General features: G+C 68.8%; 15 protein-coding genes. 9 read left to right on the top strand and 6 right to left on the bottom strand.

Annotated features, from left to right (window positions below; all coding sequences use genetic code 11):
- Positions 1-38: 38 nt before the first annotated feature.
- Positions 39-1,595 carry a sensor histidine kinase gene (locus PQ455_RS15500; protein ID WP_273686995.1) on the bottom strand — a complete coding sequence of 519 codons (1,557 nt, stop codon included), beginning with the start codon at positions 1,593-1,595 and terminating at the stop codon, positions 39-41.
- A 233-nt stretch (positions 1,596-1,828) separates the two neighbouring features.
- Between PQ455_RS15500 and PQ455_RS15505 the strand changes: the two genes are divergently transcribed.
- A complete protein-coding gene (locus tag PQ455_RS15505; protein WP_273691400.1) occupies positions 1,829-2,239 on the top strand; it encodes an Lrp/AsnC family transcriptional regulator in 411 nt (136 codons plus the stop codon).
- A 153-nt stretch (positions 2,240-2,392) separates the two neighbouring features.
- Here the strand turns inward: PQ455_RS15505 and PQ455_RS15510 are convergent, their stop codons facing one another.
- Positions 2,393-3,655 carry a hypothetical protein gene (locus tag PQ455_RS15510; protein WP_273686996.1) on the bottom strand — a complete coding sequence of 421 codons (1,263 nt, stop codon included), beginning with the start codon at positions 3,653-3,655 and terminating at the stop codon, positions 2,393-2,395.
- 170 nt (positions 3,656-3,825) lie between these two features.
- Here PQ455_RS15510 and yaaA point away from each other — a divergent pair, with 170 nt between their 5' ends.
- The 4 genes from yaaA (at position 3,826) to PQ455_RS15530 (ending at position 8,531) form a co-directional block, all read left to right on the top strand.
- Positions 3,826-4,584, top strand: a complete 759-nt coding sequence (yaaA, locus tag PQ455_RS15515; RefSeq protein ID WP_273686997.1) for a peroxide stress protein YaaA — start codon at positions 3,826-3,828, stop codon at positions 4,582-4,584.
- On the top strand, positions 4,563-5,255 hold the full coding sequence (locus PQ455_RS15520) for a GNAT family N-acetyltransferase (protein WP_273686998.1): 693 nt from the start codon (positions 4,563-4,565) through the stop codon (positions 5,253-5,255). The genes yaaA and PQ455_RS15520 overlap by 22 nt, the downstream gene beginning before the upstream one ends.
- Positions 5,256-5,364: 109 nt before the next feature.
- Positions 5,365-8,148: a DNA gyrase subunit A gene (gene gyrA / locus PQ455_RS15525; RefSeq protein ID WP_273686999.1), complete on the top strand. Its 2,784-nt coding sequence runs from the start codon at positions 5,365-5,367 to the stop codon at positions 8,146-8,148.
- Between the two features lie 26 nt (positions 8,149-8,174).
- Positions 8,175-8,531 carry a DUF952 domain-containing protein gene (locus tag PQ455_RS15530; RefSeq protein WP_273687000.1) on the top strand — a complete coding sequence of 119 codons (357 nt, stop codon included), beginning with the start codon at positions 8,175-8,177 and terminating at the stop codon, positions 8,529-8,531.
- 51 nt (positions 8,532-8,582) lie between these two features.
- On the opposite strand, the gene PQ455_RS15535 is transcribed toward PQ455_RS15530, so the two are convergent.
- The 4 genes from PQ455_RS15535 to PQ455_RS15550 form a co-directional block, all read right to left on the bottom strand.
- A complete protein-coding gene (locus PQ455_RS15535) occupies positions 8,583-8,813 on the bottom strand; it encodes a lipoyl domain-containing protein (protein ID WP_273687001.1) in 231 nt (76 codons plus the stop codon).
- Positions 8,813-9,847 carry an alpha-ketoacid dehydrogenase subunit beta gene (locus PQ455_RS15540; RefSeq protein ID WP_273687002.1) on the bottom strand — a complete coding sequence of 345 codons (1,035 nt, stop codon included), beginning with the start codon at positions 9,845-9,847 and terminating at the stop codon, positions 8,813-8,815. The genes PQ455_RS15535 and PQ455_RS15540 overlap by 1 nt, the downstream gene beginning before the upstream one ends.
- Positions 9,844-10,827, bottom strand: a complete 984-nt coding sequence (locus PQ455_RS15545) for a thiamine pyrophosphate-dependent dehydrogenase E1 component subunit alpha (RefSeq protein WP_273687003.1) — start codon at positions 10,825-10,827, stop codon at positions 9,844-9,846. Before PQ455_RS15545 ends, PQ455_RS15540 begins: the two co-directional genes overlap by 4 nt.
- A gap of 152 nt (positions 10,828-10,979) precedes the next feature.
- Positions 10,980-11,834: an alpha/beta fold hydrolase gene (locus tag PQ455_RS15550; protein ID WP_273687004.1), complete on the bottom strand. Its 855-nt coding sequence runs from the start codon at positions 11,832-11,834 to the stop codon at positions 10,980-10,982.
- A 165-nt stretch (positions 11,835-11,999) separates the two neighbouring features.
- Here PQ455_RS15550 and PQ455_RS15555 point away from each other — a divergent pair, with 165 nt between their 5' ends.
- The 4 genes from PQ455_RS15555 to PQ455_RS15570 all read left to right on the top strand — a co-directional run bounded on the left by PQ455_RS15555 (position 12,000) and on the right by PQ455_RS15570 (position 16,343).
- On the top strand, positions 12,000-12,686 hold the full coding sequence (locus tag PQ455_RS15555; protein WP_273687005.1) for a TetR/AcrR family transcriptional regulator: 687 nt from the start codon (positions 12,000-12,002) through the stop codon (positions 12,684-12,686).
- Between the two features lie 111 nt (positions 12,687-12,797).
- Positions 12,798-13,781 (top strand): acrylyl-CoA reductase (NADPH), encoded by a 984-nt coding sequence (gene acuI, locus PQ455_RS15560; RefSeq protein ID WP_273687006.1) that lies wholly within the window; start codon positions 12,798-12,800, stop codon positions 13,779-13,781.
- Positions 13,782-13,887: 106 nt separating this feature from the next.
- The gene (locus PQ455_RS15565; protein WP_273687007.1) at positions 13,888-15,606 is read left to right on the top strand and encodes a class I adenylate-forming enzyme family protein; all 1,719 of its coding nucleotides are present in this window, start codon (positions 13,888-13,890) and stop codon (positions 15,604-15,606) included.
- The gene (locus PQ455_RS15570) at positions 15,603-16,343 is read left to right on the top strand and encodes a 2-oxo acid dehydrogenase subunit E2 (protein ID WP_273687008.1); all 741 of its coding nucleotides are present in this window, start codon (positions 15,603-15,605) and stop codon (positions 16,341-16,343) included. Before PQ455_RS15565 ends, PQ455_RS15570 begins: the two co-directional genes overlap by 4 nt.
- The last annotated feature ends 185 nt before the right edge of the window (positions 16,344-16,528 follow it).

Here is a 16,528-nt window from a genome sequence, read left to right on the forward strand (position 1 = left end):
CGCGCGGCCATAGCGGAGGGCCCGCGCGGCTGGCAAGGTCAGCCCTGCTGCTCCACGGCGACGCGGGTATCGACCAGCGGCAAGGTCAGCACGAAACGGTCGGGCGCGATATCGAGCCGGCCGCCGGCGTCGCCCGCCAGATTGCGGACGAGGCGGATCGCGAAGCTGAGCGCCAGGCGCGGCGCGTCCGGAAAGTCGCCCTCGGCATCGAGCGCGGGGCCGAGCAGGGTGCGCTCGTCCAGCCCCATCAGCGCGCCGGGGCGGGACAGCGAGATCGACAGCAGGCTGCCGTCGCGCCGGTCGAGCCCGACGCGGGCGGCAACGCATTCGCCGCGCCGGGCGATGCCGAGGGTGGAGGCGAGCAATCGCGCGAACATCCGCTCGACCGCGCCGGGATCGGCGGCAATCGGCGGCAGGCCGGCGGCGATGCGGAACGACAGCCGCACGCCGCGCTCGGTCATCTCGGGCTGATAGGCGGCGTGGAGGCGGCTGAGGATGGCGGCGGCGTCGAGCCGGTCGTCATAGGGCACCTCGCTCTCGGTCTCCGCGCCGGTGCCGCCGAGCAGGCGCAACGCCACCGTCGCGCGGCCGGACGCCATGGGCGCGCCGGGGGCGAGGAGGCCGATCGCGTCGATCGGGCCGCGCAATGCCTCCATCAACAGCGCGATCCGCGCGGGTTCGGGCGGGGCAATGGCGGGGGTCTCGACCGGCGGCTCGGGCTGGAGCGTGGTATCGGCCGCTTCCTCGACACGGGGGCGGCGCGCCTCACCGGCATAGCCGACGAATCGCCCGTCGGGGGCGGCGAAGCAGGGTTCGGCGGAAATGCGCCACGGGCCGGCGCCCGGCCCCGTGCCGCCGATCGACAGCCGCGCCTCGCTGAAGGCGGCGCGGCGGCGCCATGCCCCGGCCGCATGGCCATCCACGCCATGATCCGGCGTTTCGGCGACACCCGCGATCGACATGCGCGGGATGCCGGCGGGGGCGGGCTCGCGCGGGGTGAGGATGCCGGCCTCGTCCACGGTGAAGCGGAAGCTGTCGATCGTCACCGCGATCGACGGCGCGGCCGGGCGTGGCGGCGCGACCGGTGCGGCGGGCGCCGGCACCGGATCGGGCGCGCGCTTGCGGAACGCCTCGATGCGGGTGAGCAGGTCGCTGATCTGGCTGCCGCTTTCCTGCGGATCGAGCGCGACGCCGAGCGCATAGGCCAGCGCCTCGGGCAGATCCTCGCGCGCCCGCAGCCGCCCCTTGGCGAAGGTGGAGAGCATCGGCAGGATCGCCAGCCATTCGTCGGCGTCGAGCGTCGCGGCCGACAGCAGAGGCCCGGCGATCTCGGGATCCTCCTCGGCGAAGAAGGCGATCAGCGCGGCGGGGACGCGGCCGGTGATGCAGGCCGCCGCCGCCGAGGCGCGCACCGGCAGCGGGATTTCGGGCCGGATCTGGCGGGCGACGGCATAAGCGCGATCGATCGTGGCCTGACTGGCGCCATGGCGGCCCTGCGCCAGCAGATCGACGATCTGGCGCCAGACGCGCAGCCGCGCGCCTTCGTCCCGCTGCGGCTGGGCGAGCACAGTCGCGAGCATATCGTCGTAACGCACGGGTCGCAGGTCTCCCGCCGGCCATCCCCCATGGCCGGGCAGCGCCCAAAATATGCCATGCGCGCATCGGGGAGAAGCATTTATTTGCACTGCAACCGAGCCGAGGATTGCAGGCCCGCGACAGATAATTATAACTAATGGCAATCCACAGAAAGGATGATGCCGTGGCCCGTTCGCTTCCGCTCGATCAGATCGACCGCACGATTCTCGCGGCGTTGCAGGAAGACGGCCGCATGACCAATGTCGAGCTGGCCCGCCGCGCCGGCCTGACCGCCCCGCCCTGCCTGCGCCGGGTGCGCGCGCTGGAGGAAGCCGGCGCGATCGAGAGCTATCACGCGCGCCTGTCCGCCCCCGCGCTCGGCTATGGCATCACCGTGTTCGCGATGGTCAGCCTCAAGAGCCAGGCCGAGGACGATCTGCGCGCTTTTCAGGATCATGTCGCGGCGCAGCCCGAAATCCGCGAATGCCATATGCTCAATGGCGAGATCGATTTCATCCTGAAGATCGTCGCCCACGATCTCCAGAGCTTCCAGACCTTCCTGACCTCCAAGATCACCCCCGCGCCTAACGTGGTGAGCGTGAAGACCTCGCTGGTGATTCGCACGTCGAAGGATCAGCCGGGTATCCCGGTGGATGGGGCGTAATTCCTAAACGACATGTTCCTGCGAAGGCAGGAACGCAAGGTCGCGGGCGCCACGCTCTGTAACCCTGGGCTCCGGCCTTCGCCGGAGCACGGAGCAGGAAAAAGGCCCGCCGGTCGCCCGGCGAGCCCTTTTCTCAACCCGTGATCGCCGGGATCAGGCGGTGACGGGGTGGTCCAGATAGACCAGCCAGAATTTGGCGAGCTGGGCGCGGCTGCCCTTCACGCTGGCTAGGGTCGTCTTGGCTTCGGCGGCCTGGCCGGCGCGGGCCTGGGCCATGCCGAGGTGGAGGTTGGCGATGTCGAGATCGACTCCACCCTTGCTGATCGCCACCTTGTAGAGATCGATCGCCTTCTGCCACTCGCCATAGCCGAGATAGGCGTCGGCCGTGCTCATCGCCGCCTTGCCGTTGGCGGCCGTCGCGGCGCCCTTGGCACCGGCGGCGAGCGACGCCTTGTCGGCGGCGAGCTTGCCGGCGACCAGCGTGTTGATCTCCGACGCGCCCTTGTTCGATGCCAGGTTGATCTGGCCGGCGGCGACCGCCTCGTCCAGCACCGCCTTGGCCTCCGCCGGGTAGCGCAGATAGACCGACGAGACGTAGTCCATGTAATCGCGCTCGCCCTTCAGGCCGCCGATCGTGCGGAGCAGGCGATAGCCGTCCAGCTCGGCGTCGGCCGGCAGGCGGCTCATGTCGCGATAGATCACCAGCGTGTCACGCCAGTTGCTCTTGGTGGGATAGGCGCCGACCCACTTTTCGGTCAGCGAGATCGTCGCGTCCTTGGTCGCGGCGAAATCGGGCGCGGTCGACTTGGCGGCATAGCCGTCGTTGATGCCGCGCGCGAACCAGTCGTTCGGCACGGTCTGGCCAGCCGCCAGCTTCTTGGCGATCTCGGCGTTGAGGAAGTTCAGCGCGTCGAGCGTCTTGCCCTGCTGGCTCTTGGTCTGCACGATCAGCGGGACCATGTTGGGCTCGGTCGAGCCGACCTCGAGCGCCTTCAGATAGGAAGCCTCGGCGCCGGCCAGATCCTTGGCCTGGCTCTGGAACTGGCCCTTGAGGCCGTAGAGCACCGCCTGGTCGTTGGCGCTGGCCTTGTTGCTTTCCAGCATGAGGTTCACGCCGTCGCGCACCGAAGCCTGATCGTTGGACTTCTGGCCGTTCTGCACCATCAGCGTGCCGACGACGTTCTTGTCGTCGTCGCTCACGATCGCCGCCTTGGCGGTGGTGAGCTGCGCGGCGGCGCCGGGGAAATCGCCCGCCGCGATCGCCTTCTGCGCGGCGGCGGCGGCGTTCTGGACCGCGGGGGTCAGTTTCGCCTTGGCCGGCTCTTCCTTCTTGGCGGCGGTGGCGGGCGTCACGACGACGGCGGCCGTGCCAAGCGCGAGCGCCAGGCCCAAAGCGAATGTCGAAACCGGTTTCATCAGTTCAAGCCTCCTCATCGGGCGCGCGTAGGGGGAAGCGCCCGCTCATCCGGGGCGACGGTCTAAGCCGAGCATTGTTCCCTTAGCAAGCGCGCCGAACAGCCTTTGCCATGCCGATCCCGCGCTGAACCCGGCTTTAACGCCGCCTCAAGCGGTGATAGCGGCCGGATATGCTCGCGCTCATCAGCCCCGCCAAGTCGCTCGACTATCAGAGCCCCCTCCCGCCGCTGGACCCGACCGAACCGCGTTTCGGGCCGGAGGCGGAGGTGCTGGCGCATGCGGCGGCGAAACTCACCGCGCCCAAGCTCATCCGGCTGATGGGGATTTCGGAGAAACTGGCCAAGCTGAACGTCGATCGCTTCCGGCACTTCGATGAAGCCGAGGCGCGGCCGGCGATCTACGCCTTCGCCGGCGACGTCTATATCGGCTTCGAGGTGAAGAGCCTCGAAGAAGCCGGGGTCGCCTTCGCGCAGGATCATGTCCGCATCCTTTCCGGCCTGTACGGCCTGCTGCGTCCGCTCGATCGCATCCGCCCCTACCGGCTGGAAATGGGCACGCGCTGGGCGCCGGGGCGAAAGAAGGATCTCTACGGCTGGTGGGGCGATCGCGTCTCCAAGCTGCTGGCAGACGATCTCGAAGCCGACGGATCGGGCCTGATCGTGAACCTCGCCAGCCAGGAATATTGGCATGTCGTGGCGCAGGCCCCGCCGAAGGGCGCGCGCATCCTGACGATCGATTTCCGCGAGGATGGCCCCAAGGGGCTGCGCTTCAACAGTTTCGGCGCGAAGCGGGCGCGCGGCATGATGGCGCGCTGGATCGCCGAACATCGCCCCGAGAGCGCCGACGACCTCAAGGGCTTCGACAGCGACGGCTATCGCTGGGTGGCGGACGGATCGGACGAGACGACATGGCGCTTCGTGAAGGGCTGAGCCCGCTCGACCGGCCGATCTGGTCGGCGCTGACGAGCGGCTGGGCGCATCTGGCCGAGGGTGACGCCCGCGCGCTGCGGCTCGACCCCGCCTACGGCCCCTTCGCCGCCACGCCAGACCGGAGCGAGGCTGCCCTCGCCGCTTTGCCCGCCCTGATCCCGCCCGGTGGCGCGCTGTGGCTGGTGGACGATTTGGCGCTCGCGCCGCCGCCGGGCACGATCGTCACCCGCTCCGCCGGTCTGCTCCAGATGGTCGCCGAGACCCCCGCGCCGGCCGATCCCGATTTCCAGCCCGAGCCGCTGACCGAGGCCGACGCCCCGGCGATGCGGGCGCTCGCCCACCTCACCGTGCCCGGCCCGTTCCACGACCTGACCCACCGCCTCTCGCCCTTCGTCGGGGTGAAGCAGGACGGGCGGCTGATCGCCATGGCGGGCGAGCGGATGCGGATGGACGGCCTGAGCGAAGTCAGCGGCATCTGCACCCACCCCGACGCGCGCGGCCGGGGGCTGGCGCGCGCGCTGACCGCCTTCATCGCCAATCGCATCGCGGCGCGCGGCGAGACGCCCTTTCTCCATTGCTATCCCGGCAATGCGGCGGCGGTCGCGCTGTACGAGCGGCTGGGCTTCGTCGCCCGCCGCGAACTGGTGCTGACCATCCTCGCGACCGCCTGAACGCCGCGCCCGCGCGCCTGTACGCGTACGTGCGTACGCGAGGGCTGGCGTTCGCCTCGCTGCGGGACTAGATAGCCCCCTTTCATCCTAGCATCACCGGAACCCAGATTTGGCCAGCGTCCCGCCGACCATCGAGAACAGCGACATCTCGCCCATCAACATCGTCGACGAGATGAAGTCGAGCTATCTCGACTATGCCATGTCGGTCATCGTCGCGCGCGCGCTGCCCGACGTGCGCGATGGCCTGAAGCCGGTCCACCGCCGCATCCTCTACGCCAGCCAGGAAGGCGGCTTCGTCCCCGGCCGGCCGTATCGCAAATCCGCCAAGATCGTCGGCGACGTGATGGGTAATTACCATCCGCACGGCGACAGCTCGATCTACATGGCGCTGGCCCGCATGGCGCAGGATTGGGCGATGCGCGTCATGCTGGTCGACGGCCAGGGCAATTTCGGGTCGATGGACCCGGATATGCCCGCGTCGATGCGCTATACCGAGGCGCGTCTCTCCAAGGCGGCGATGGCGCTCTTGGAGGATATCGACAAGGACACGGTCAACTTCCAGCCGAATTACGACGGGTCGCGCGACGAGCCTTCCGTGCTGCCGGCGCGCTTCCCCAATCTGCTGGTCAACGGCGCGGGCGGCATCGCCGTCGGCATGGCGACCAACATTCCGCCGCACAATCTGGGCGAAGTGATCGCCGCCTGTAAGGCGTATATCGCCAAGGAAGTGCTGGGCGGCGAACTCATCAGCCTGGAAGAGCTGATGGAGATCGTGCCCGGCCCCGATTTCCCGACCGGCGGCCTCATCCTCGGCCGGGGCGGCGCGCGCAACGCCTATACCGTCGGGCGCGGATCGATCATCATGCGCTCGCGCCATGTGATCGAGGAAGGGCGCGGCGAGAAGCGCGCCATCGTCCTCACCGAAATCCCCTATCAGGTCGGCAAGGCCGGGCTGGTCGAAGGCATCGCCGAGGCCGCGAAAGACAAGCGGATCGAGGGCATTTCCGACATCCGCGACGAGAGCAACCGCTTCGGCGTGCGCATCGTGATGGAGCTGAAGCGCGACGCCACGCCCGAGGTGGTGCTGAACCAGCTGTGGCGCCACACGTCGGCGCAGACGAGCTTCCCGGCCAATATGCTGGCGCTGCGCAGCGGCCGGCCGGAAGTGCTGAGCCTCAAGGAGATCATCCAGGCGTTCGTCTCCTTCCGTGAGGAAGTCATCACCCGCCGCTCGAAATATGAGCTGCTGAAGGCGCGCGAGCGGGCGCATCTGTTGCTCGGCCTCGTCATCGCCGTCACCAATCTGGACGAGGTGGTGCGGATCATCCGGGGCTCGTCCTCGCCCGCCGAGGCCCGCGCCGCGCTGCTGGCGCGCGAATGGCCGGTCGCCGAGATCGCGCCCTACATCAAGCTGGTCGAATCGGTCGAGCATGTCGGCGGCGACGGCACCGCCTATCGCCTGTCCGAAGCGCAGGTCCGCGCGATCCTCGATCTACGCCTGCACCGACTGACGGCGCTCGGCCGCGACGAGATCGGCAACGAGCTGGAGGGGCTGGCGACCGTCATCGGCGAGCTGCTCTTCATCCTGGGCAATCGCGGCCGCCTCTATGAAGTGATGGGCGAGGAGCTGGACGCGATCCTCGCGGCCTTCGCCACCCCCCGCAAGACCGAGATCGCGCCCGCCGGCGACGATATCGACGATGAGGATCTGATCGAGCGCGAGGACATGGTCGTCACCGTCACGCTCGGCGGCTACATCAAGCGCACCCCGCTCGATGCCTTCCGCGCCCAGCGGCGCGGCGGCAAGGGCCGTTCGGGCATGGGCACCAAGGACGAGGATGCCGTCACCGCTCTGTTCGTCACCTCGACGCACACGCCGGTGCTGTTCTTCTCCACCCACGGCAAGGTCTATCGCAAGAAGGTCTATCGCCTGCCCGAAGGCGCCCCGCAGGCGCGCGGCCGGCCGATGATAAACCTCCTCCCGCTGGCGCCCGGCGAGACGATCTCGACCGTGCTGCCGCTGCCCGAGGACGAGGCGGAGTGGGGCAATCTCCACATCCTGTTCGCGACCGCCAAGGGGCTGGTCCGCCGGAACTCCATGGATGCCTTCACCAACATCCGCACCGCCGGCAAGCTGGCGATGCGCTTCGGCACCGACGACGAGAGCGAGGACACGAGCGACCGGCTGATCGGCGTGACCCTGCTGACCGAAGAGGATGACGTGCTGCTCGCCACCCGCAACGGCAAGGCGATCCGCTTCCGCTCGACCGACGTGCGCGAGTTCCAGAGCCGCACCGCATCCGGCGTGCGCGGCGCCAAGCTGCTCGGCGACGACGAGGTGATCTCACTGTCGATCCTGAAGAGCACGCCATGGGATCAGGACACCGAGACGCGCGAAGCCTATCTGCGCGCCGCGCCGTGGAAGGAAGGCGAGCGTGCCACCGATCTCGACCCCGCCCTCGTCGCCGAAATGGCCGAGCGGGAGGAGTTCATCATGACGGTCTGCGCCAACGGCTATGGCAAGCGCAGCTCGGCCTATGAATATCGCCGCATCGGCCGTGGCGGTCAGGGCATCACCAATATCGACAATCTCGGCCGCAACGGCCCGGTCGTCGCCAGCTTCCCGGCGCACAAGGGCGAGCAGCTGATGCTCGTCACCGATCAGGCCAAGCTGATCCGCATGTCGGTGGGCGACACGCGCGTGATCGGGCGCGGGTCGGCCGGCGTGCGGCTGTTCCATGTGGCGGACGGCGAGCATGTCGTGGGCGCCGCACGGATCGAGGAAAGCGAGGACGAGGCCGAGACCCATCTGGGCGACGGTGCGTTGGCGACCAGCGACGGCGAGAATGACGCGACCATCGGCGACGATGCCGCCGACGGCGGAGAAGGCTGAGAACAGCCGATTTTTGGAGGCAGAGGATGGCGGACGAGAAGAAGGCCGAGATCGCCTATAAGGTGATGACGGCGGAACAGTGGAACAGGCTGCAGACCAACGGCTTCTTCTCGGGCGCCCCCGTGGACATCCACGACGGCTACATCCACCTTTCCACCGCCGAGCAACTGCGCGGCACGGTGGACAAGCATTTCGAGGGGCAGGTCGGCCTGATCCTGCTCGAAGTCGATCTGAAGGCGGTGGGCAATCACATCCGCTGGGAACCCTCGCGCGGCGGCGCGCTCTTCCCCCACCTCTACGGCGGGCTGCCGATGGTGGCGGTGGGCCGGCACTGGGCATTGGACAGCGACCGCAACGGCAAGGTGCTGCTGCCGAAACTATAGGGTCGTATCGTCAGCCGGAAGCCTCGGTCCGGCACGACAGCCCGCGCCCGCTTACTCGATCGTGCCGAGCACGGCGCCGACGGTGTAGGTCTCGCCCGCCTCGGCGCCGATCCGCAGCGTGCCGCTGGCCGGCGCCTCCACCTCGTTGGCGGACTTGTCGGCTTCCAGCAGGAACAAGGGCTGGCCTTCGGTGACGCTGGCGCCGTCCTCCGCGAGCCATTCGGCCAGCACCCCCTCGTTCATCGAGAAGCCGATCTTGGGGAGCAGGATTTCGGTGGCCATCAGTTGCTATGTCCCTTGACGAGAGCGAGGGCCGCGTCGGCGATGCGGGCGGCGTTGGGGATGTGGGCGTCTTCCAGCGGCTTGGAGAAAGGCACCGGATTGAACGGCGCGCCGACCCGGCCGACCGGCGCCTTGAGCTTGCCGAAGAGCTTCTCGGACACCACCGCCGCGATCTCCGCGCCGACGCCGAAGGGCACCACCGCCTCATGCACGACGAGGCAACGGCCGGTCTTGGCGACCGACGCCAGCACGGTTTCCTGATCCCACGGCGCGATCGTCCGCAGGTCGATCAGTTCCACGCTGATACCGGATTCCGCCAGCCTGGCAGCGGCGCCCTGCGCCTCGTTCATCATCCGCGCATAGCTGACGATGGTGATGTCGCTGCCCTCGGCCGCGACCCGCGCCTTGCCGATCGGCACGCGATGGCCGGGATCGAAACGGGGATAGGGCGTCCAGTAATTGGGCATGTTCTCCACGAACAGCACCGGATCGGGATCGTCGATCGCCGAGCGCATCAGCCCGTAGGCGTCGGCCGAATTGGAAGGGATCACCACCTTGATGCCGGCGGTGTGGGCGAACCACGCCTCAAGGAAATCGGCATGCTGGCCGCCGGTGGAGAAGCCCGCCCCCGTCATCGTGCGGATCACGATCGGCACGTTGGTCTGCCCGCCGGACATGTAGCGCAGTTTCGCCGCATGGTTGACGATCATGTCCATCGCGACCGTGGTGAAGTTCATCAGCATGATTTCGGCCACGGGCTTGTAGCCGGCGAGGCTGGCGCCGATCGCCGCGCCGATGATCGCCTGTTCGGAAATGGGGGTGGAGCGTACCCTCTTGTCGCCGAAGCGGGTGGAAAGCCCGCGCGTCACGCCGGTGACGCCGCCCTCCTCCGGGTCCGCCACATCCTCGCCCAGCACGAGGATCGTGTCGTCCTCGGCCATGGCATCGGCCAGCGCCTGGTTGAGCGCCTCCAGCACGGTGATCGGCTTGGCAGTCTTCTCGGCGGGCTTTTCCGCCAGCAGCGTATCGCTCATGCCGCCTCTCCAAACACGTCGGTGGACAATTCCTCGAGCCCCGGAAATTCGGCGCCCAGCGCATATTCGACCGCTTCGTCGAGCTGCGCCTCGGCGTCGGCCTCAAACCCCGCCAATGTTTCCTCGCTCGCCAGCCCCTCGGCGATCAGCCGCGCGCGGAAGGCGGGATAGGGATCGGCCGCGACCCATTTGGCTTTCTCGGCCTTGTCCATGTAGCGATCGGCATCGCCGAAGACGTGGCCGTGGAAACGGAAGGTCATCGCCTCGATCAGGGTCGGCCCCTCGCCCGCGCGGGCGCGCTCGACCGCCTCGCGGGCGGCGGCGTACATCGCCAGCGGATCGTTGCCGTCGACATGGATGCCGGCCATGCCATAAGCGGCCGCGCGATCGGAAATGCGCGCGACCGGCGTGGTCTTGCCATAAGCGGTATGCTCGCCCCAGCGGTTGTTGGAGCACAGGAAGATCACCGGCAGCTTCCACACCGACGCCAGATTGAGCGATTCATGAAAGGCGCCGATGTTCGACGCGCCGTCGCCGAATGTGGCGACCGCGACCCGCCCGTCGCCCGACAGCTGCGCCGCCCAGGCGAGGCCGTTGGCGATCGGCATCGACGAGCCGACGATGCCCGTCGTCACCATCACGCCCTTCGACGGATAGGTCAGGTGCATCGGGCCGCCCTTGCCCTTGCAGGTGCCGTTCACCCGGCCCGCGATCTCCGCCCACACCGCCTTCAGCGGCGTGCCCTTGGCGATGACGTCATGGATGCCGCGATAGATGGTGCAGAGATAATCCTGGTCGGTCAGGTTCACCGACATCGCCGCCGGAATCACCTCCTGCCCGCGATAGCTGTAATAGGGAATCGCCAGCCGGCCGGCGGTGACGACCTTGCGGCTGCGTTCGTCATTGGCCTTGAGCAGCGCCATGCGGCGAAACATCTCGACCTGCGTCGCCGCATCGGGGTGGTGGCTGTTGGTCAGCATCAAATACGCCTCTCCTGTTCGCCAGCGCATCCCTGCCGCGCGAGGGGCCGGACGCATCCTGTCGCGCGGAGGTTCGGGCAAACCGGCGGGCTTCTCAAGCCGCGCGCGCGCGCCGCCCCGCGAGTATCGGCGCGGCGATGTTCTTCGGCCGATTAGCCCCGCTCGAACGCCACAATCTGCTCGGCAAGCATCGGCCAGCTGGCGAAGAGGCCCGCGCCGCTTCCCTGATTCAACAGCCGCTCGATCCATTCGCGGTCGCCCCACGGCGGCTCGGCGAGGGTCGCGCCGGGGATGAGGGCGTGGACCGCCTCGCTGGTCTCGCGCGGGTGGTGGACATCGGAGAGACCGCTGCGCAGCACCGTCACCGGGATGTTCAGCGCGCCGAGTTGCGCGGCGGTGATGCCGGGCACGGGGCAATCGGGGCCGGGGAAGAAGGCGGCGGCCCACCGCTTCATGATCGCGATGAAGGCCATCGGATCCTGCGCGAGCAGCCGGTCGCGATTGCCGGGGTTGCGGGCGATCTGGGTGGCCCAGTCGGGCAGCTCGGCGACCGCCGCCATGCCGCCGTAAGCCGCCATCATCGCGGACTGGTGGCAGTAGGAGAAAGGCAGGCTGCCCAGCCCCACGCCCCCGCCGCTGATCCACAGGACGAACAGGCGGCGCACCATCTCGGGATGGCGGATCGCCGTCATCAGCGCCTCGCGCGATCCGCCCGACCCCGCCACCACATAGGTCGGCCCGAAATCGAGCGCGCGGAGCAGCCCGGCCAGCGCATCGGCATTCTGGAAGGATTCGGTCTCGCCCGCGAAACACAGATCGGATTCGCCGGTGTTGGGCCGATCCCAGATCAGCGCGCGCTTGCCCGCCGCCGCCAGTTTCTCGGCGAGCGGGCGCACCCCCGGCGTGTCGCGGGCGAAGCGGCCGCCCGGTGTGATCGCGACCGTCTCGGCGCCCTCGCCGATGACGTCATAGGCGATGCCGATGCCGCCCACCTCGATCCATGCCATCGCCGATCCTCCCCTTTTGGGTCAGGGTGCTAGGCAGCGTCGGTCGAAGGGGTCAATCGAGCCGCCGATCCCATCGCCCCGGCGGTTTCGGCGCGGGCCCGCCTTCCTTGTCGCGCGCGCCTTCCTGTCGTTATGGAGGGGCGGACAGGCATGCGACGGAGCGACATGGACATAGCGGCAACGGCACGCAAGCGGCGCGCGCGCGATCCCCAGGCGACGCGCGAAGCGATCCTAGAGGCCGCCTGCGTCCGCCTGGCGCAGGACGGGCCGGAGGGGCTGAGCCTGTCCGAAGTGGCGCATCTCGCCGGCGTCAATCGCGGCACCGCCTACCAGCATTTCGAGACGCGCGAGAAACTGGTCAGGGCGACCACCGAATGGGTCTCGTGGAAACTCTATCGCGCGGTGTTCGGCGATCCCGAACAGGTGCGCGGCCGCCCGGTCGAGACGGTCGACGTGGCCGAGCTGAGCGACCGGATGGCGGGTTTCGCCATGGCCAATCCTGCGCTGTGCCGCATCTGGCTGCTGACCGTGCTGGCCTCGCCCGATCCCTCCAGCGATGTGTTCTGGCGCGAATATCTGGAATCGATCAACCGCTTCGCCGCGACCGATCTGGCGCAGCCCGGCATCGATACCGAGGCGCTGACCGTCATCATGATGGCCGGCACCTTCCTGTGGCCGGTATGGGCCGAGGCGCGCGGCGACGCGGCCGACCGGCGCGGCGCGCTCGCCCAGCGCTTCGCCGACGAATGTCTGCGCCTGTCGCTGTTCGGCACGATGCGCGCCGAACATTATCCCGACGTGCTCGATCGGGTGAAGAAGCGCGGCGGGGCGCCGCCGATCGCGGGCGAATAGCCAAACATCGCGGGGCAGATATGTGGATTGCGGCGGCGGCGGCGGATTTGACTCGCCCTCCCCGCACTTCCATCAGCCGGGGGCTTGCACAGCTTTCGGAGCGATTGCCCCATGTTTTCCGCTATCCTGATCGACAAGACCGATGCCGGCCTGAAGGTCGAACTGACCCAGCTGGACGAGGCGCAGCTTCCCGACGGCGACGTCACGATCGACGTCGAATATTCGACGCTCAACTATAAGGACGGCCTGGCGATCACCGGCAAGGGGCCGGTCGTGCGGAAATTCCCGATGGTGCCCGGTATCGATCTGGCCGGCACGGTTTCCGAAAGCAGCAACCCGGATTTCAAGGCCGGCGACAAGGTCGTGCTGAACGGCTGGGGCGTGGGCGAGGGCCATTGGGGCGGGCTCGCCCAGAAGGCGAAGCTGAAGGGCGACTGGCTGGTGCCGCTGCCCGCCGCCTTCACCCCGCGCCAGGCGATGGCGATCGGCACGGCCGGCTATACCGCCAGCCTGTGCGTCGAGGCGCTGGTGCAGAAGGGCGTCGATCCGGCGGCGGGCGAAATCCTCGTCACCGGCGCCACCGGCGGCGTGGGCAGCTTCGCCATCACCCTGCTGGTGAAGGCCGGCTACACCGTCGCCGCCTCGACCGGCAAGGCCTCCGAGGAAGCCTATCTCAAGGAATTGGGCGCGACGACGATCGTCGATCGCAACGAGCTGTCCGCCCCCGGCAAGCCCTTCCAAAAGGAGCGCTGGGCCGGCGCGATCGATTCCGTCGGCAGCACCACGCTCGCCAACATCTGCGCGGCGACGCGTTATGGCGGCGCGGTGGCGGCCTGTGGTCTGGCCGGCGGCTCCGATTTCCCGTCGAGCGTGATGCCCTTCATCCTGCGCGGCGTGAGCCTGCTCGGCATCGACAGCGTGATGGCGCCCAAGGCGCCGCGCCTGAAGGCCTGGGAGCGGCTCGCCCGCGATCTCGACCCCGCCGCGCTGGAGACGATCGCGACCGACATCGGCCTGGCCGAAGCGATCGAGGCGGCGGGCAAGCTGATGGATGGCACGGTGCGCGGCCGATACGTCGTGGACGTCAATCGCTGAGGTCCGGAGACCGAGGGACGGATCGGCGGCACGGCCCCCCGCGCGCATGAGGGGCCGGCCAGCCGAACGACGCGGGCATGGCCCGATCTGACTGGGGGAGGCGATGATGGCCGAAGAGATCGGGTCCGGCACGGGCGCCCGCCCGTCGATCATCCACGGGCTGCCGCTGGCGGAGGAACAGGGCCTGGGCGCCCTCACCCTCGGCGGCTATCTGCGCGAGGTGGCGACCCGCTACGCCGACAACGAAGCGCTCGTGATGCACGAGGCCGGCGGCGTGACCCGCTGGAGCTATGCCGAATTGTGGGCCGAGGCGGTGGCGGTGGCGCGTGCGCTGGTCGCCTGCGGGGTCGGCAAGGGTACGCGCGTCGGCGTGCTGATGACCAACCGGCCCGAATGGCTTTCCGCCACCTTCGGCACGGCGCTGGCGGGTGGCGTGGCGGTCGGTCTTAGCACCTTCTCAACGCCGGCCGAGCTGGTCCATCTGCTCAAGGATTCCGCCTGCTCGGTCGTGCTGCTCGAACGGCATGTGCTGAAGAAGGATTTCGCCGCGATCCTCGCCGATCTGGTGCCCGAGATCGCCACCGCCGCCCCCGGCGCGGTCGAGAGCCTGGCCTTTCCCTTCCTGCGTCATCTGGCGATGACCGGGCCGGGCGCGGGCGACGGCGCGGGCGCGATCGAGGGCTGGGCGGCGTTTCTGAAGCGCGGGCAGGCGGTGCCCGAAAGCCTGATCGACGCGACAGCCGCCACCGTCGCGCCGGCAGATCCCGGCCTGCTGTTCTTCTCCTCCGGTTCGACCAGCAAGCCCAAGGGCATCCTCAACGCGCATCGCGGCGTCTGCCTCCAGCTCTGGCGCTGGCGGCGCATCTACAACATCGCTGAACCGCTTCGCTGCTGGTCGGCCAACGGCTTCTTCTGGTCCGGCAATTTCGCGCAGGGGCTGGGCGGCACGCTGTCGAGCGGCGGCAGCCTCGTCCTGCAATCGACCTTCGCGGCCGACGAAGCGTTGCGCCTGATGGAGATGGAGCGCGTGACCATGCCGGTGTGCTGGCCCCACCAGTCCAAGCAGCTGGCCGACGCACCCTCCTTCGCCGCCACCGATCTCAGCGCGCTCAAGTTCGTCGGCCGGGATACGCCGCTCGGCCGCCACCCGACCGTGGCGACCGACTGGCAGGAGCCGGTCGCCGCGTACGGCAATACCGAGACCTTCACGATCAGCTCGATCTTCCCTTCGGGCACGCCGGTCGCGCGGATCAACCGCAGCCATGGCGAGCCGCAGCCGGGCAATGCGTTCAAGATCGTCGATCCGATCACCGGCGCGGTCGTGCCGATGGGCGAGCGCGGCGAGATCGCGGTGAAGGGGCCGACGCTGATGCTGGGCTATATCGGCGTGCCGCTGGACGAGACGCTCGACGGCGAGGGCTTCTTCCGCACCGGCGACGGCGGCTACGTCGACGAAGGCAACCGCCTCTATTGGGAAGGCCGGCTGACCGACATCATCAAGACAGGCGGCGCCAACGTCTCCCCGCTGGAGATCGACGAGGTGATCGCCGCCTGCCCCGGCGTGAAGATCAGCATGACCGTGGGCGTGCCGCACGAGACCTTGGGCGAGATCGTCGTCGCCTGCGTGATCCCCTTCGCCGGAGAGGCACCGAGCGACACCGCGATCCGCGATTTCGCCAAGCAGAAGCTCGCCAGCTACAAGGTGCCGCGCCGCATCCTCTTCTTTCGGGAGGAGGAGTTCGCCACCACCGGCAGCAACAAGATCAAGTCGAGCGAGCTGCGAAAGCTGGCCGCCGCGCGCCTCGAAGGCGCGGACCTGGCATGAACCAGCCGATCGCCGACGATATCGTCGCCCAGCTCGAAGCCCTCGGCATCCGCCGCGACACCTATGCGCTGAAGCCCACGCCCCGCATCCAGAAGTTCATCGCCCAGCGGCTGGGCGAGGCCGCGCGCGAGGTGCCGTCCTTTCCGCTGACGATGCACGTCCGGCTCGACGCGCTGCTGGCGGCGCGCAAGGGCTGGAATGCCGGGCATGACGCGCGCGTCTCGGTCAACGACCTGCTCGTCAAGGCGAGCGCCGCGTCGCTGATGGCGCTGCCGGCGGTCAATTCCAGCTTCACGCCGGTCGGGCTGGTCGCGCACCGTCACGCCGACATCTCGATCGCGGTGGCGACCGACGGCGGGCTGATGACGCCGATCGTGCGCGCCGCCGACACCAAGAGCGTGACCGACATCTCCGCCGAGACCCGCGACCTGGCCGCCCGCGCGCGGATCGGCCGGCTCCAGCCCGACGATTATGTCGGCGGCACCTTCACCGTCTCCAACCTCGGCATGTTCGGCGTGTCGAGCTTCGGCTCGATCATCAATCCGCCCCAGTCGGCCATCCTGTCGGTCGGCGCGGCGGAGGAGCGGGTGGTGTCGCGCGGCGGCGGTTTCGTGGCCGAGACGATGATGACGCTGACGATGACCTGCGACCATCGCATCATCGACGGCGCGACCGGCGCCCGCTGGCTGGCCGACCTGCGCGACCGGCTGGAAGCGCCCGACGCCTTGTTCGGCTGAAGCCGGAAAGCGCAGACATCGGCAGGGCGATATCGGCGGTAAACCGCCGTTTTCGCAACCGTTTCTCCAGCTGCTTCAGGCATAAGCGCGCCGATCGACGCGGCATGCACGCGGACGTTGGCGTGGGGGCCAAGCCCCGCGTCGCGATCGGGAGCCGGGCATCAGACCCGGCCCACGGCAACAGG

The sequence above is a fragment of the Sphingomonas naphthae genome, from assembly GCF_028607085.1.
Lineage (GTDB): Bacteria > Pseudomonadota > Alphaproteobacteria > Sphingomonadales > Sphingomonadaceae > Sphingomonas_Q > Sphingomonas_Q naphthae.

Excerpts from the sequence above, each read along its gene's own strand:
- PQ455_RS15510 (WP_273686996.1), bottom strand. The coding sequence starts at position 3,655 with ATGAAACCGGTTTCGACATTCGCTTTGGGCCTGGCGCTCGCGCTTGGC.
- PQ455_RS15535 (WP_273687001.1), bottom strand. The coding sequence starts at position 8,813 with ATGGCCACCGAAATCCTGCTCCCCAAGATCGGCTTCTCGATGAACGAG.
- PQ455_RS15505 (WP_273691400.1), top strand. The coding sequence starts at position 1,829 with ATGACCAATGTCGAGCTGGCCCGCCGCGCCGGCCTGACCGCCCCGCCC.
- PQ455_RS15520 (WP_273686998.1), top strand. The coding sequence starts at position 4,563 with ATGGCGCTTCGTGAAGGGCTGAGCCCGCTCGACCGGCCGATCTGGTCG.
- PQ455_RS15570 (WP_273687008.1), top strand. The coding sequence starts at position 15,603 with ATGAACCAGCCGATCGCCGACGATATCGTCGCCCAGCTCGAAGCCCTC.
- PQ455_RS15540 (WP_273687002.1), bottom strand. The coding sequence starts at position 9,847 with ATGAGCGATACGCTGCTGGCGGAAAAGCCCGCCGAGAAGACTGCCAAG.
- PQ455_RS15545 (WP_273687003.1), bottom strand. The coding sequence starts at position 10,827 with ATGCTGACCAACAGCCACCACCCCGATGCGGCGACGCAGGTCGAGATG.
- PQ455_RS15565 (WP_273687007.1), top strand. The coding sequence starts at position 13,888 with ATGGCCGAAGAGATCGGGTCCGGCACGGGCGCCCGCCCGTCGATCATC.
- yaaA (WP_273686997.1), top strand. The coding sequence starts at position 3,826 with ATGCTCGCGCTCATCAGCCCCGCCAAGTCGCTCGACTATCAGAGCCCC.
- PQ455_RS15550 (WP_273687004.1), bottom strand. The coding sequence starts at position 11,834 with ATGGCATGGATCGAGGTGGGCGGCATCGGCATCGCCTATGACGTCATC.
- acuI (WP_273687006.1), top strand. The coding sequence starts at position 12,798 with ATGTTTTCCGCTATCCTGATCGACAAGACCGATGCCGGCCTGAAGGTC.
- PQ455_RS15555 (WP_273687005.1), top strand. The coding sequence starts at position 12,000 with ATGGACATAGCGGCAACGGCACGCAAGCGGCGCGCGCGCGATCCCCAG.
- PQ455_RS15530 (WP_273687000.1), top strand. The coding sequence starts at position 8,175 with ATGGCGGACGAGAAGAAGGCCGAGATCGCCTATAAGGTGATGACGGCG.